Below are 13545 nucleotides of genomic sequence, written 5' to 3' on the forward strand. Positions count from 1 at the left end.
GGGCCTCGTACAGGACCGTTCGCAGGCAGGGGAGGTGGACGCGCACACATGCGCGGAGCACCGTTCCAGATGTGGGTCGCGCAGAGTGACGAGCACGATGCGTCGGGCCACGACGATCACCATGAGCGAGGTCGCGGAAAGAGGGGACACGGTGACCGGGCACGGCGAGGTTCCGGTGGTCCGTTCGGCCGAGGACGCGACGGCGCACGCCCCGGTTTCGGTGCAGGCGGTTTCGGGCCGAACGCCGATTTCGGTCGAGGCCGCGGCAGGGGAGGGCGAGGCCGACGCGGAGACGTGCGGGCTGCGATTCTGCTACTGCTCGAAGAACGTGCGATGCACGGATACGAGCTGATCCAGCAGATCGCCGAGAAGAGCAACGGAACATGGAAGCCGAGCCCGGGCTCGATCTATCCGGCTCTGTCGCAGCTCGAAGACGAGGGTTTGGTCCTGATCGACAAGGTGGCCGGTCGTAAGACGGCTGCCCTGACCGACGAGGGTCGGGCGCACGTCGAAGGTCATCGAGACGACCTGGGTAGCCCGTGGGACGACGTGGCCGAGTCCGTGGGCGTCGACGCCCGGGACCTACGAGCGCTCATCGGGCAGTTGATGGGCGCCGCCGGTCAGGTGGTAGCGGTCGGCACGTCACGGCAGGTCGAGCAAGCCGCCGAGATCCTCACCGAAGCACGCAAGTCGCTGTATCGGATCCTCGCCGAAGACGGTCCTACCGATCGCGAGCCCGACGAGACGGTCGACGCTCCCGACGCGACGTGACCGACGGGGACGGAATCGTCCGCAGCTCCCGCGACTCCCTAGGATGGACACCCGAGATCATTTCGTCCATCCCAGGGAGTTGCCTTCAGTGCGTGTCGTCTTCGCCGGTACACCGGAGCCCGCAGTTCCGTCGCTGCGGCGGCTGTTGGAGTCCGATCGCCACGAGGTGATCGCGGTGGTGACCCGCCCCGACGCCGCAGCCGGTAGAGGGCGAAAGACGGTTCGCTCCCCGGTCGGGGCCCTGGCCGACGAACACGACATACCGGTGTTCACGCCCGCGAAGCCCTCCGACCCGGATTTCGTGTCACAGCTGATCGACCTCGCACCCGATGTCTGCCCGGTCGTCGCATACGGAGCGCTGTTGCCGCAGCCGGTACTCGACGTTCCTCGATTCGGCTGGATCAACCTGCACTTCTCGCTGCTACCCGCATGGCGCGGTGCCGCACCGGTGCAAGCCGCCATCGAAGCAGGCGACGACGTCACCGGGGCTTCCACGTTCCTGCTCGACGCGGGAATGGATACCGGTCCGGTGCTCGGAGTCGTCACCGAGAGAATTCGCCCAACCGACACCACGGGAGATCTGCTCACCCGACTCGCATCGAGCGGGGCCGAGTTGCTCACCGCCACCCTCGACGCGATCGAGGACGGAACTGCCGGAGCCCATCCGCAGCCCCAGGACGGTGTCTCGTACGCGAGCAAAGTCACCGTCGACGCGGCGCGTATCGACTGGACCCGATCGGCGGCGTACATCGATCGGCACATCAGGTCGGTCACCCCGGCACCGGGTGCCTGGACGACGATCGGTGATCTTCGCGTCAAGATCGCCCCGGTCGCGATCTCGACCGAGACGTCGACCCCCGGCGCGATCGAGGTACGCAAATCCGGTGTGCACATCGGAACAGGCACCACCGCAGTGGTTCTCGGCGATATTCAACCGCAGGGCAAGAAGGTCATGAAGGCACTCGACTGGGCGCGCGGCGCTCGGCTGGACGATACGGCGGTAGCGCGATGACAGAACCCGACAGGCCTCGTAAGCGCGAGTCGAGTCCACCCCGCAAGAACGTCAAGAAGTCGCCGGGCGCCCGTGGCCCCAAGGGAAACCGGCCCCCGCAGGGTGCAGGCCCGCGAGCTGTCGACGCGATCGATCCGGCGCGCCGCGCGGCCAGGGACGTTCTGAAGGCCGTGCGTGAACGTGACGCATACGCCAACCTGGTGCTGCCCGGCTTGCTCCGAGAGCGGAAGCTGGACTCGCGCGACGCCGCGCTGGCCACCGAACTCGCGTACGGCGCGTCCCGCGCGCGTGGGGTGCTCGACGCGGTGATCGCCCATGCGGCAGGTCGGCCGGCCTCAGAGATCGACGGCCCGCTTCTCGACATCCTGCGACTGGGCTCCTATCAACTGCTGCGCACACGGGTGGCGCCGCACGCGGCAGTCGCCACGTCGGTGGACCTCGCTCGGTCCGAATTCGGCACCGGCAAGGCAGGTTTCGTCAACGCCGTGCTGCGTCGTGTGTCCGAACGCACTGCCTCGCAATGGGTGGACGAGCTCGCGCCCGCATCGTCGACCGACCCCGTCGGCCACCTCGCCTTCGAGTACGCACACCCCAAGTGGATCGCGCAGGCCTTCGCCGATGCGCTCGGAGCCGATGCCGGGGAACTCGCGGCCGTGCTCGAAGCCGACGACGCGCGTCCCTCGGTCCACCTCGTTGCCCGTCCTGGCGAGATCTCCGCGGAAGAATTGGCGCTGATCACCGGAGGAGAAGAAGGACCCTATTCCCCGTATGCCGTACACCTCGACGGCGGCGATCCCGGCAAGCTCGACGCCGTCCGTGACGGACTCGCCGGAGTTCAGGACGAGGGCAGTCAACTCGTCGGCCGTGCGCTCACCCTCGCACCGCTCCTCGGTGCGGACGGTGGCCGGTGGCTCGACCTGTGCGCCGGCCCCGGCGGGAAAGCGGCCCTGCTCGGTGCCATCGCCGAACTCGACGGTGCCACGGTCGATGCCGTCGAGCCGACCCCGCATCGCGCCGATCTGGTGTCCAAGACGACGAAGGACCTCCCCGTGACGGTGCACACCGTCGACGGTCGCGCATCCGGACTCGACAGCGGCTACGACCGCGTACTCGTCGATGCCCCCTGCACCGGCCTCGGTGCTCTGCGCCGCAGGCCCGAGGCACGGTGGCGTCGACAACCCTCGGACGTGGCGGCCCTGGTGACACTGCAGAAGGAATTGCTGGCAGCGGCAATCGACCTGGTTCGCCCCGGCGGTGTGGTGCTGTATTCCACGTGCTCGCCGCACCTGTCCGAGACCACCGCCGTCGTTGCCGACGCCGTCCGCCGCTACGGCGTCGAACAGCTCGACACCCGCGAGCTCGTGCCGGGAGTGCCGCAACTCGGCGACGGTACGTCCGTGCAACTGTGGCCACACAGGCACGGCACCGATGCGATGTTCATGGCGGCGCTGCGTAAACCTGTGTGAGCTGCGCACACCGATGTGACCGGCAGGCCGGTGATCAGTTGCCGGCCAAGAACGTCTCGGCGACGTCCTTCGGGGCGTAGACGAGCCAACCGTCGATCATCAGTTCGCGCACTTCGTCGTCATCGGTGTTGTCGATGTCGACCAGAACGGCAGCGAATCCGTCGAAGTGCGCAATGGTGAAGCAGGACCGCGGGTGTGCGGCAAGGATTGCTTCCTTCTCGTGCAGATCAGCGGTGCGGACGGCGAGGATCGGCCCGCTGGGCGGAATCTCGTCGCCGAACCGCTTCAGATCGGCCTTGCTGAAAGGGCGGACCCACGCGAACACGTTCTTGCCCACCGACCACGCCGGATGTCCGTACCTGACGCTCTCGGTGACCTCGGGAAGCCCGGCGATCACCGCCGTGACGGAATCCATGGTGGTCATGGGCGAACGATACCGGCTCGGCTAGGCTCGTCAATCGTGGTTTCCCCGATGATTGCTCCCTCGATCCTGTCCGCAGACTTCGCGCGTCTGGCTGCCGAAGCCGACGCCGTGTCCGGAGCCGACTGGCTGCACGTCGACGTCATGGACGCGCATTTCGTACCCAACCTCACGCTGGGGCTGCCGGTCGTGGAGAGCCTGCTGAAGGCGACGAGCATCCCGCTCGACTGCCACCTGATGATCGAGGATCCCGCGCGCTGGGCACCGCCCTACGCCGAGGCAGGGGCATACAACGTCACGTTCCACGCCGAGGCGACCGACGACCCGTCCGCGGTCGCGCGTGACATCAGGGCAGCGGGGGCGAAAGCGGGCCTGTCCGTCAAGCCGGGCACGCCCATCGAGCCGTACCTCGAGATCCTGCGCGATTTCGACACCTTGCTGGTGATGAGCGTCGAGCCGGGCTTCGGTGGACAGTCGTTCATGCCGGAAGTACTCGCCAAAGCGAAAGCTGTTCGCGCACTTGTCGATTCCGGTGATCTGCGACTGGTCGTCGAGATCGACGGCGGGATCAACTCCGACACCATCGAACAGGCCGCCGAGGCCGGAATCGACTGCTTCGTCGCGGGCTCCGCCGTCTACAACACCGCCGACCCGGCTGCCGCAGTCCGCGATCTCCGCGCTCGCGCCGCCAGCGCATCGCACCACCTGTCGTAATGAGCGCCGAAGGCAGAGCGGTCTCGATCGCCGACGCCATGGCCATTGCCGTCGAAGCATCCGAAACCGCTCGGGGCATCAGCAGTCCCAACCCCGCGGTCGGAGCGGTGATTCTCGACGCCGATGGCACCGTCGTCGGAATCGGGTCGACGCGTCCGCCCGGCGGACCGCACGCCGAGATCGTCGCGCTGGCCGAGGCCGGGGATCGAGCCCGCGGCGGCACCGCGGTGGTGACTCTGGAGCCCTGCAACCACACCGGACGTACCGGGCCGTGCTCGCAGGCCCTCATCGAGGGGGGAATCTCCTCGGTCGTGCACGCCGTCGCCGATCCGAATCCGCTCGCATCCGGTGGCGCGGAAGCTTTGCGCGCGGCGGGCATTCGCGTCGAACAGGGGATCGGCGAGACCGAGGTGAGCTGCGGGCCACTGCGAGCGTGGCTGCACAAGCAGCGCACCGGGCGACCCCACGTCACGTGGAAGTACGCCGCCACCCTCGACGGACGCAGCGCGGCAGCGGACGGCACGAGTCAGTGGATCACCGGACCCGAGGCTCGAGCGCATGTACACGCGGAGAGGGCCAAGCTCGACGCCATCGTCGTCGGAACCGGGACCGTACTGGCCGACGACCCGCGACTGACCGCACGACGTCCCGACGGCACCCTCGCGTCCCATCAGCCCGTACGCGTCGTCGTCGGATCGCGACCGATACCGAACACCGCGGCGATTCGCGGGTCCGAGGCACCAACGGTGTTTCTCGACACACACGACCCCGCGGCGGTGCTCGAGGCTCTGCGCGAGCACACCGACATCCAGATCGAGGGCGGTCCGACGCTGGCCGGAGCGTTCCTCGCGGCCGGTCTGGTGGACCGCGTCGTGGCCTACGTGGCGCCGGCCGTGTTGGGCAGCGGGCCCACAGCGGTGGAGAATGCGGGCATCGGAACAATTGCCGACGCAATTCGGTTCCGCACGGAGACAGTGACCATGATCGGCAACGACATTCTGATCGGCGTCGTGCCCGAAGGAGCGAAGTAGATGTTCACCGGAATTGTCGAAGAGCTGGGCGAGATCGTCGCCAAGGAAGAGCTGCCCGACGCTGCTCGCTTCACCGTCCGCGGCCCGGTGGTGACCTCCGACGCGGGCCACGGTGACTCCATCGCGGTGAACGGCGTCTGCCTGACCGTCGTCGAGGTACTTCCGGACGGTGGATTCACTGCCGACGTCATGCAGGAAACGCTGAACCGGTCGAGCCTCGGCGCCCTCGATGTGGGCAGCCGCGTCAACCTCGAACGGGCCGCAGCGCTCGGCAGCAGGCTCGGTGGTCACCTCGTACAGGGCCACGTCGACGGCACCGGAACCATCCTCGGCCGTTCCCCGTCCGAGAACTGGACCGTCGTGCGTATCGGACTACCCACCTCGGTTGCGCGCTACGTCGTGGAGAAGGGCTCGATCACCGTCGACGGCGTCTCGCTCACGGTGTCCGGACTCGGCGTGGACGACGGCTCCCACTGGTTCGAGATCTCCCTGATCCCCACCACCCTCGACCTGACCACACTCGGCACGGCCGAGGTCGGATCACCGGTCAACCTCGAAGTCGACGTCATCGCCAAGTACGTGGAGCGGCTGCAGACGATCGACGCACAGTAAGTACTGTTGACGTGCACGCATCGAAGTGGTGCATCGGAGAATTTCCAGGGCGCTGAGCCAGGCCCGAGACGTATGGAGCGCACCGTGGTGACCAGGTTCGACAGTATCGAGCGCGCAGTTGCGGACATCGCTGCGGGCAAAGCAGTGGTGGTCGTGGACGACGAGGACCGCGAGAACGAAGGCGACCTCATCTTCGCCGCCGAGAAGGCCACCCCGGAACTGGTCGCCTTCATGGTCCGCTACACCTCCGGCTACCTTTGCGTTCCGCTCTCCGGTGAGGACTGCGACCGCCTCGGCCTACCGCCGATGTTCGCCACCAACCAGGACAAGCACGGCACGGCCTACACCGTCACCGTCGACGCTCGCGAAGGCATCGGCACCGGAATCTCGGCTTCCGACCGTGCGGCCACGATGCGGCTGCTCGCCGACCCCGACACCGGTGCCAACGACTTCACCCGCCCCGGCCACGTGGTACCCCTGCGCGCCAAGGACGGCGGAGTGCTGCGTCGTCCCGGCCACACCGAAGCCGCTGTAGACCTCGCCCGCATGGCCGATCTGCGGCCCGCAGGCGTCATCTGCGAAATCGTCAGCCAGAAGGACGAGGGCGCGATGGCCCAGACCGACGAGCTGCGCGTCTTCGCCGACGAACACGACCTCGCGCTGATCTCCATCGCAGACCTCATCGCGTGGCGTCGCAAGCACGAGAAGCACGTCGTCCGCGTCGCCGACGCCCGAATCCCCACCAGCCACGGCACCTTTCGCGCCGTGGGCTACCAGAGCATCTACGACGAGGTCGAACACGTCGCGCTCGTCCGCGGCGACATCGCCGGCCCCGACGGAGACGGCAACGACGTCCTCGTTCGAGTGCACTCCGAGTGCCTCACCGGCGACGTGTTCGGTTCGCTTCGCTGCGACTGCGGGCCACAGCTGGACGCAGCCCTCGAGATGGTCGCCGCCGAAGACCGGGGAATCGTGCTGTACATGCGCGGACACGAGGGCCGCGGAATCGGCCTGCTGCACAAGCTGCAGGCCTACCAGCTTCAGGACGCAGGCTCCGACACCGTCGACGCCAACCTCCAGCTCGGACTACCCGCCGACTCCCGCGACTACGGAATCGGTGCCCAGATCCTCGTCGACCTCGGTGTCACCTCCATGCGGCTGCTGACCAACAACCCCGCCAAACGAGTCGGACTGGACGGCTACGGACTGCACGTCACCGAACGAGTGCCGATGCCGTTGCGCGCCAACGCCGAGAACTTGACCTACCTGCGGACCAAACGCGACCGCATGGGCCACGACCTCACCGGCCTCGACGACTTCGAAAAAGGGGTCACCTCATGAGCGGCGAAGGCGAACCCACCCTGCAGCTCGCGGGTGCATCGGATCTCAAGCTCGCGATCGTGGCCGGTCAGTGGCATCGGAAGATCTCTCAGGCGCTGCTCGACGGTGCACTCCGCAAAGCCGAATCGGCGGGAGTTCACGACGTCACGGTCATCCGAGTGGCCGGTGCCATCGAACTTCCGGTCGTTGCGCAGGCGCTGGCTCGCAACCATGACGCCGTCGTCGCTCTCGGCGTCGTCATCCGAGGGGGCACACCGCATTTCGAGTACGTGTGCGACGCCGTCACCGCAGGCCTGACGCGAGTATCACTGGACGAGGGCACTCCGGTCACCAACGGAGTGCTCACGACCAACGACGAGCAGCAGGCACTCGATCGCGCAGGCTTGCCCGGTTCGTTCGAGGACAAGGGTGCCCAGGCGACCGCTGCTGCCATCGACACGGCCTTGACGCTCAAGCATCTGCGTCAGCCCTGGACCGACCAGGAGTTCAAGTGAGCGAACCGGCGGCCCACTGGGACATGGAAGTCAAGTCGCGCAAGTCGGCTCGCTACGCCATCGCGACCGCAGTACTGCTCGTCGTGGTCCATTCGACCGTCGCCGTTCTGCTGCGAGTGTCGCCGACCGGGGTGTATTTCAGGACCGCCGACCAGCTTGCGATGGCGGGGATCGGCGTGCTGCTCGCCGGTCTCGCGCTGATGCTAACCCGCCCGCGAATTCGCGTCGGTCCCGCAGGTGTGGCAGTGCGAAACCTGTTGTCGGAGCGGCTCATCGAGTGGGATTTGGTGCGCGGGCTGTCCTTTCCCGATGGAGCGATGTGGGCCAGGGTCGACATTCCCGACGACGAGTTCATCAATGTGATGGCCATCCAGTCGAACGACCGTGACCATGCGGTCGCGGCCGTCCGCACGTTCCGCACACTCGAACGAAAGTATGCGCCCGCCGCGTCTGTTCCGGACATCGCGGTCGATCAGGACTGACGTTTCGGCTCGGCACCACAGCTGAGCTGCGGATGCGGAGAACGTCGGACCCGACGGCTAACGTGGATGCCGTGTCCGACCCCGCTACCTACCGCCCGGCCACCGGAACCATCCCGGTGGAGCCGGGGGTGTACAAATTTCGCGATCCACACGGTCGCGTCGTCTACGTAGGCAAGGCCAAGAGCCTGCGCAGTCGTCTCAATTCCTACTTCGCGGATATCGCCTCGCTGCATCCCCGAACCCGTCAGATGGTCACCACCGCAGCGTCGGTGGAGTGGACCGTGGTGACCACGGAGGTCGAGGCGCTGCAGCTCGAGTACAACTGGATCAAGGAGTTCGATCCGAGGTTCAACGTCCGCTACCGCGACGACAAGAGCTATCCGATGCTCGCGGTGACCATGAACGAGGAGTACCCGCGGTTGTTCGTCTACCGCGGACCCCGGCGCAAGGGCGTGCGTTACTTCGGCCCCTACGCGCATGCGTGGGCCATTCGCGAGACGTTGGATCTGCTGCTGCGGGTGTTTCCCGCGCGTACGTGCTCTACCGGAGTGTTCAAGCGGCACAAGCAGATCGGTAGACCCTGCCTGCTGGGGTACATCGACAAGTGCTCGGCGCCGTGCGTCGACCGGGTCAGCGCCGACGAGCATCGCCGCACCGTCGAGGACTTCTGCGATTTTCTGGCGGGCAAGACCGACAAGCTGGTTCGGCAGCTCGAGAAGAAGATGCAGGCAGCGTCCGAGGACCTGGACTTCGAGACGGCCGCGCGCCTAAGGGACGACGTCGGTGCGCTGCGTCGAGCATTGGAGAAGCAGGCCGTCGTACTCGGCGACGGCACCGACGCCGATCTCGTCGCCTTCGCCACCGATGCCCTCGAAGCCGCCGTTCAGGTCTTCCACGTCCGAGGCGGCCGCGTGCGAGGCCAACGGGGTTGGGTGGTGGAGAAGGCGGGAGAGGTGATCGAGCGGCAGGACGAGGCCGATCTGCCCGCACTGGTCGAACAGTTCCTCACGCAGTTCTACGGCGAGCAGGCAGCTCTGTCCGCACAGGTACCGGGCGGCGACGACGGTGGTTCCAACGCCGTTCCGCGCGAGGTGCTCGTGCCGGTTCTGCCGGACAACGCCGACGAGGTGCAGGTGTGGCTCAGTGAACTCCGCGGGGCGAACGTGACACTGCGTGTTCCCCAACGCGGAGACAAGAAGGCGTTGGCCGAGACGGTCGAACGCAACGCCAAGGAGGCCCTGCAGCAGCACAAACTCAAGCGCGCGGGTGACTTCACGTCGAGATCGGCTGCGCTGCAGGGGATTCAGGAGGCGCTCGATCTGGACTCGGCACCGTTGCGCATCGAGTGCATCGATATCTCGCACGTGCAGGGAACCGACGTCGTGGCCTCGCTCGTCGTGTTCGAGGACGGATTGCCCCGCAAGAGCGACTACCGCCACTACGCGATCAAGGAAGCCGCAGGCGATGGGCATTCCGACGACGTGGCAAGCATCGCCGAGGTGACTCGGCGTCGATTCCTGCGGCATTCTGCCGACGGCTCGGCCGAGTCCGGCGGCGATCTGGCCCCCGAAGCGGCATTGGATCCGCAGACCGGTAGACCACGTAAGTTCGCGTACCCACCGAACCTGTTCGTGGTGGACGGCGGAGCCCCTCAGGTAGCCGCAGCCGCGGCCGTGCTGGACGAACTCGGAGTGACCGACGTCGCGGTGGTCGGTCTGGCCAAACGGCTGGAGGAAGTCTGGGTTCCGGGGGAGGAGGATCCGGTCATCCTGCCGCGAACGAGCGAGTCGCTCTATCTCCTGCAACGAGTCCGTGACGAGGCGCACCGCTTCGCGATCACATTCCATCGCAGCAAGCGATCGCGTCGCATGACCGCCTCGGCCCTCGATTCGGTCCGCGGACTCGGCGAGTCGCGTCGAACGGCGCTGGTGGCACATTTCGGTTCGGTGGCCAATCTCAAGCGCGCGACGGTCGCGGAGATCGTCGAGGTTCCGGGAATCGGCGAGACCACGGCCAAGTCGGTGCTGGCCGCGCTGGGTTCCGGCACGGACGACGCCGATGTAGGCGATGATGGCAGCGCAACTGCAACGACATCGGGCGAGAACACGACGGAACATGCGATCGCACCGCGTGTGGAATCGGCGGGACAGGCTTCGTAGTGAGCGAACACCAGACACAGAGACATCCATCGTCCGAAGAGCACCTCGAACAACCCTCCGAGGGAGAGTCGCGGCACGACGAGATCGAGGTGGCGTTGGTCACCGGGGTATCGGGTGCAGGATTGCGCACCGCGGCCAAGATTCTCGAGGACCTCGGCTGGTACGTCGCAGACAACCTGCCTCCCGAGCTGATTTCCAAGATGGTCGATCTCGGGCTCGAGTCCAAGCCCAGAATCGAGCGGCTGGCACTGGTGATGGACGTCCGAAGTCGCCTGTTCACCGGTGATCTGGGTTGGGTCGTCAAGGAGCTCGACTCCAAGGGCGTACGCAACCGAGTGCTGTTCCTCGACGCGTCCGACGCCGTGCTGATCCGTCGATTCGAATCCAACCGGCGCAGCCACCCACTGCAGAACGACGGCCAGGACGGCACCCTGACCGAGGGCATCACTGCCGAGCGGTTGCGGCTCGCTCAGGTCAAGGCAGCGGCCGATCTCACAGTGGACACCACAGCACTGTCGGTACATCAGCTGCGGCGCAAGATCGAGACGGTGTTCGGCGAAGCCGACACCACCGGCGTCGGCGTCACCGTGCAGTCGTTCGGTTTCAAATACGGCCTGCCGATGGACGCAGACCTGGTCTGCGACGTCCGTTTTCTGCCCAATCCACACTGGGTGCCGGAGCTACGCGAACACACCGGGCAGGACGCGGACGTCCGCGACTACGTGCTGGGGCAGAACGGTGCCGGCGACTATCTGCAGACGTACACGCACCTGCTCAATCTGACGATCGAAGGGTACGTGCGGGAAGGCAAGAGGTACATGACTGTGGCCGTGGGCTGTACCGGAGGAAAGCACCGAAGTGTGGCCATGACCGAGGCGTTGGCCGCAATCCTCGCCGAGCAGGGCGATGTCTCGGTCCGTGTGCTGCACCGCGACTTGGGTCGCGAATGAGCAAGTCTCCCAAGATCGTCGCCCTCGGAGGCGGGCATGGCCTGTACGCCACCCTGTCCGCCGCTCGGTTGCTCGGTCACGACGTCACCGCCATCGTCACCGTTGCCGACGACGGGGGGTCCTCGGGACGTCTTCGCGCCGAGCTCGGCGTCATCCCACCCGGGGATCTACGTATGGCACTGGCCGCGCTGGCACGCTCGGACGAGCGAACGCAGCTGTGGACCGACGTCCTGCAGCACCGGTTCGGTGGCACAGGTGCCTTGGCGGGCCACTCGGTGGGCAACCTCATCCTCGCCGGACTCACCGAGGTACTCGGCGACCCGATCGCCGCTCTCGACGAGATGGTGCGGATGCTCGGTATCGACGGACGAGTGCTCCCGATGTCGCCCATCGCACTCGACATCGAGGCCGACGTTTCCGGGCTGGAGGACGACCCGCGGGTCAGTCGCGTCATTCGTGGGCAGGTCGCAGTGGCGACGACTCCCGGCAAGGTTCGCCGCGTGCGACTGCTTCCCGCCGAACCGCCTGCTTCGGCCGACGCCCTCGCTGCGATCCACGCGGCCGACCTCGTCGTACTCGGCCCCGGATCGTGGTTCTCGAGCGTCATTCCGCACGTGCTCGTACCGGATCAGCTCTCTGCGTTGGCTCGCACGAGCGCGCCGAAAGTACTCGTGTTGAACCTGGCGCCCGAGCTGGGGGAGACCACCGGATTCTCCGCCGAGCGTCATGTCCACGTACTCTCCCAACACGCACCGAATTTGGGAATCGACTACGTGTTGGTCGATTCCGCCTCGGTCCCGGAAGGCAGCAACCGCGAGCACGTGGCGCGGGCAGCGGCCCGGCTCGGTGCCGAGGTCGTCTACGTCGACGTTGCCGAAAACGGCACCCACGCACATCATTACGGCAAGCTTGCTGCGGCTCTCGGCTCCATCGTGTCGTCCACCGACGGCACCGCACCGACTGCCGCACGCAGAGAGGGGATCACTTCGTGGCCATGACAGCGGAGGTCAAGGACGAGCTGAGCAGGCTCACCGTCAGTCAGGTCAGTTGCCGCAAGGCCGAGGTGTCCGCACTCCTGCGATTCGCTGGCGGACTGCACATCGTGGCAGGCCGAGTGGTGGTCGAGGCAGAAGTGGACCTCGGGTCCATCGCGAGACGACTGCGTCGGGAGATCTTCGAGCTGTACGGCTACTCGTCCGATGTGCACATGCTCGGAGCAGGTGGGTTGCGCAAGACCTCGCGCTACGTGGTCCGCGTGGCCAAGGACGGTGAGGCGCTGGCCCGCCAGACCGGCCTCCTGGATCTGCGCGGTCGCCCGGTTCGCGGACTGCCCGCGCAGGTCGTCGGCGGCACGGTGGGGGACTCCGAGGCAGCGTGGCGCGGCGCGTTCCTGGCGCACGGCTCGCTCACCGAACCGGGCCGGTCGTCCGCACTCGAGATCAGCTGCCCCGGACCGGAAGCAGCGCTCGCGCTCGTCGGAGCCGCTCGACGCCTCGGCGTCGCCGCCAAGGCCCGCGAGGTTCGAGGCAGCGATCGGGTGGTCGTCCGCGACGGCGAAGCGATCGGAGCTCTGCTGACCCGCATGGGCGCACAGGACACCCGGTTGATCTGGGAGGAACGCCGGATGCGCCGCGAGGTCAGGGCCACAGCGAACCGGCTCGCCAACTTCGACGACGCCAACCTGCGCCGCTCGGCTCGGGCCGCCGTCGCCGCCGCAGCACGCGTCGAGCGGGCACTGCACATCCTCGGTGACGACGTGCCGGATCATCTGGCGGCCGCCGGCTCGCTCCGAGTCCAGCACCGGCAGGCATCACTGGAGGAACTCGGTCAACTGGCCGACCCGCCGATGACGAAAGACGCCGTCGCGGGTCGCATTCGCCGCCTGCTGTCCATGGCCGATCGCAAGGCGAAGGACACCGGAATCCCGGACACCGAGTCCGCGGTCACCGCCGAGCTGCTCGACGAGGCGTGAACGGCTCCGATCGTGTGATGCGCGCGCTCTGCCTGCGCGCACACTAGGGTGGGACACGCGTGTGGCACCCCGCACGCAGGCACGATCAGACATTTGTTTTCACAACTTTTAGGAGCGAAC

At 66.9% G+C, this 13545-nt stretch carries 14 protein-coding genes; 13 read left to right on the forward strand and 1 reads right to left on the reverse strand.

All coding sequences use genetic code 11. The features are described 5' to 3' along the window. Positions 1-69 precede the first annotated feature (69 nt). The 3 genes from ACNEOT_RS14810 to ACNEOT_RS14820 all read left to right on the forward strand — a co-directional run bounded on the left by ACNEOT_RS14810 (position 70) and on the right by ACNEOT_RS14820 (position 3249). Positions 70-771 (forward strand): PadR family transcriptional regulator, encoded by a 702-nt coding sequence (locus ACNEOT_RS14810; protein WP_415975192.1) that lies wholly within the window; start codon positions 70-72, stop codon positions 769-771. A gap of 88 nt (positions 772-859) precedes the next feature. Further along, on the forward strand, positions 860-1783 hold the full coding sequence (gene fmt / locus ACNEOT_RS14815; RefSeq protein WP_415974761.1) for a methionyl-tRNA formyltransferase: 924 nt from the start codon (positions 860-862) through the stop codon (positions 1781-1783). Beyond that, positions 1780-3249, forward strand: a complete 1470-nt coding sequence (locus tag ACNEOT_RS14820) for an RsmB/NOP family class I SAM-dependent RNA methyltransferase (protein ID WP_415974763.1) — start codon at positions 1780-1782, stop codon at positions 3247-3249. The genes fmt and ACNEOT_RS14820 overlap by 4 nt, the downstream gene beginning before the upstream one ends. 34 nt (positions 3250-3283) lie before the next feature. Here ACNEOT_RS14820 and ACNEOT_RS14825 read toward each other — a convergent pair whose 3' ends face one another. Beyond that, the gene (locus ACNEOT_RS14825; RefSeq protein ID WP_415974765.1) at positions 3284-3673 is read right to left on the reverse strand and encodes an MmcQ/YjbR family DNA-binding protein; all 390 of its coding nucleotides are present in this window, start codon (positions 3671-3673) and stop codon (positions 3284-3286) included. Between the two features lie 36 nt (positions 3674-3709). Between ACNEOT_RS14825 and rpe the strand changes: the two genes are divergently transcribed. The 10 genes from rpe to whiA all read left to right on the forward strand — a co-directional run bounded on the left by rpe (position 3710) and on the right by whiA (position 13425). Continuing rightward, entirely contained in the window at positions 3710-4384 is a 675-nt protein-coding gene (gene rpe, locus ACNEOT_RS14830) for a ribulose-phosphate 3-epimerase (protein ID WP_415974767.1), read from the forward strand. Continuing rightward, positions 4384-5415 (forward strand): bifunctional diaminohydroxyphosphoribosylaminopyrimidine deaminase/5-amino-6-(5-phosphoribosylamino)uracil reductase RibD, encoded by a 1032-nt coding sequence (ribD, locus tag ACNEOT_RS14835; RefSeq protein ID WP_415974769.1) that lies wholly within the window; start codon positions 4384-4386, stop codon positions 5413-5415. The genes rpe and ribD overlap by 1 nt, the downstream gene beginning before the upstream one ends. Continuing rightward, positions 5416-6027 carry a riboflavin synthase gene (locus ACNEOT_RS14840; RefSeq protein WP_415974770.1) on the forward strand — a complete coding sequence of 204 codons (612 nt, stop codon included), beginning with the start codon at positions 5416-5418 and terminating at the stop codon, positions 6025-6027. Positions 6028-6114: 87 nt separating this feature from the next. Beyond that, positions 6115-7368, forward strand: coding sequence for a bifunctional 3,4-dihydroxy-2-butanone-4-phosphate synthase/GTP cyclohydrolase II (locus ACNEOT_RS14845; RefSeq protein ID WP_415974772.1), 1254 nt, complete (start codon positions 6115-6117; stop codon positions 7366-7368). Then, positions 7365-7862: a 6,7-dimethyl-8-ribityllumazine synthase gene (gene ribH, locus ACNEOT_RS14850; protein WP_415974773.1), complete on the forward strand. Its 498-nt coding sequence runs from the start codon at positions 7365-7367 to the stop codon at positions 7860-7862. The genes ACNEOT_RS14845 and ribH overlap by 4 nt, the downstream gene beginning before the upstream one ends. Before the next feature lie 23 nt (positions 7863-7885). Continuing rightward, on the forward strand, positions 7886-8344 hold the full coding sequence (locus ACNEOT_RS14855) for a PH domain-containing protein (protein ID WP_415975194.1): 459 nt from the start codon (positions 7886-7888) through the stop codon (positions 8342-8344). A 71-nt stretch (positions 8345-8415) separates the two neighbouring features. After that, positions 8416-10503: an excinuclease ABC subunit UvrC gene (gene uvrC, locus ACNEOT_RS14860; RefSeq protein ID WP_415974775.1), complete on the forward strand. Its 2088-nt coding sequence runs from the start codon at positions 8416-8418 to the stop codon at positions 10501-10503. Positions 10504-10586: 83 nt separating this feature from the next. Further along, the gene (gene rapZ, locus ACNEOT_RS14865) at positions 10587-11453 is read left to right on the forward strand and encodes an RNase adapter RapZ (protein WP_415975195.1); all 867 of its coding nucleotides are present in this window, start codon (positions 10587-10589) and stop codon (positions 11451-11453) included. After that, positions 11450-12451: a gluconeogenesis factor YvcK family protein gene (locus ACNEOT_RS14870; RefSeq protein WP_415974777.1), complete on the forward strand. Its 1002-nt coding sequence runs from the start codon at positions 11450-11452 to the stop codon at positions 12449-12451. Before rapZ ends, ACNEOT_RS14870 begins: the two co-directional genes overlap by 4 nt. Then, on the forward strand, positions 12442-13425 hold the full coding sequence (gene whiA, locus ACNEOT_RS14875) for a DNA-binding protein WhiA (RefSeq protein WP_415974778.1): 984 nt from the start codon (positions 12442-12444) through the stop codon (positions 13423-13425). Before ACNEOT_RS14870 ends, whiA begins: the two co-directional genes overlap by 10 nt. Positions 13426-13545: the final 120 nt, after the last annotated feature.

It is taken from the genome of Rhodococcus sp. 077-4, from assembly GCF_047782425.1.
GTDB lineage: Bacteria > Actinomycetota > Actinomycetes > Mycobacteriales > Mycobacteriaceae > Rhodococcoides.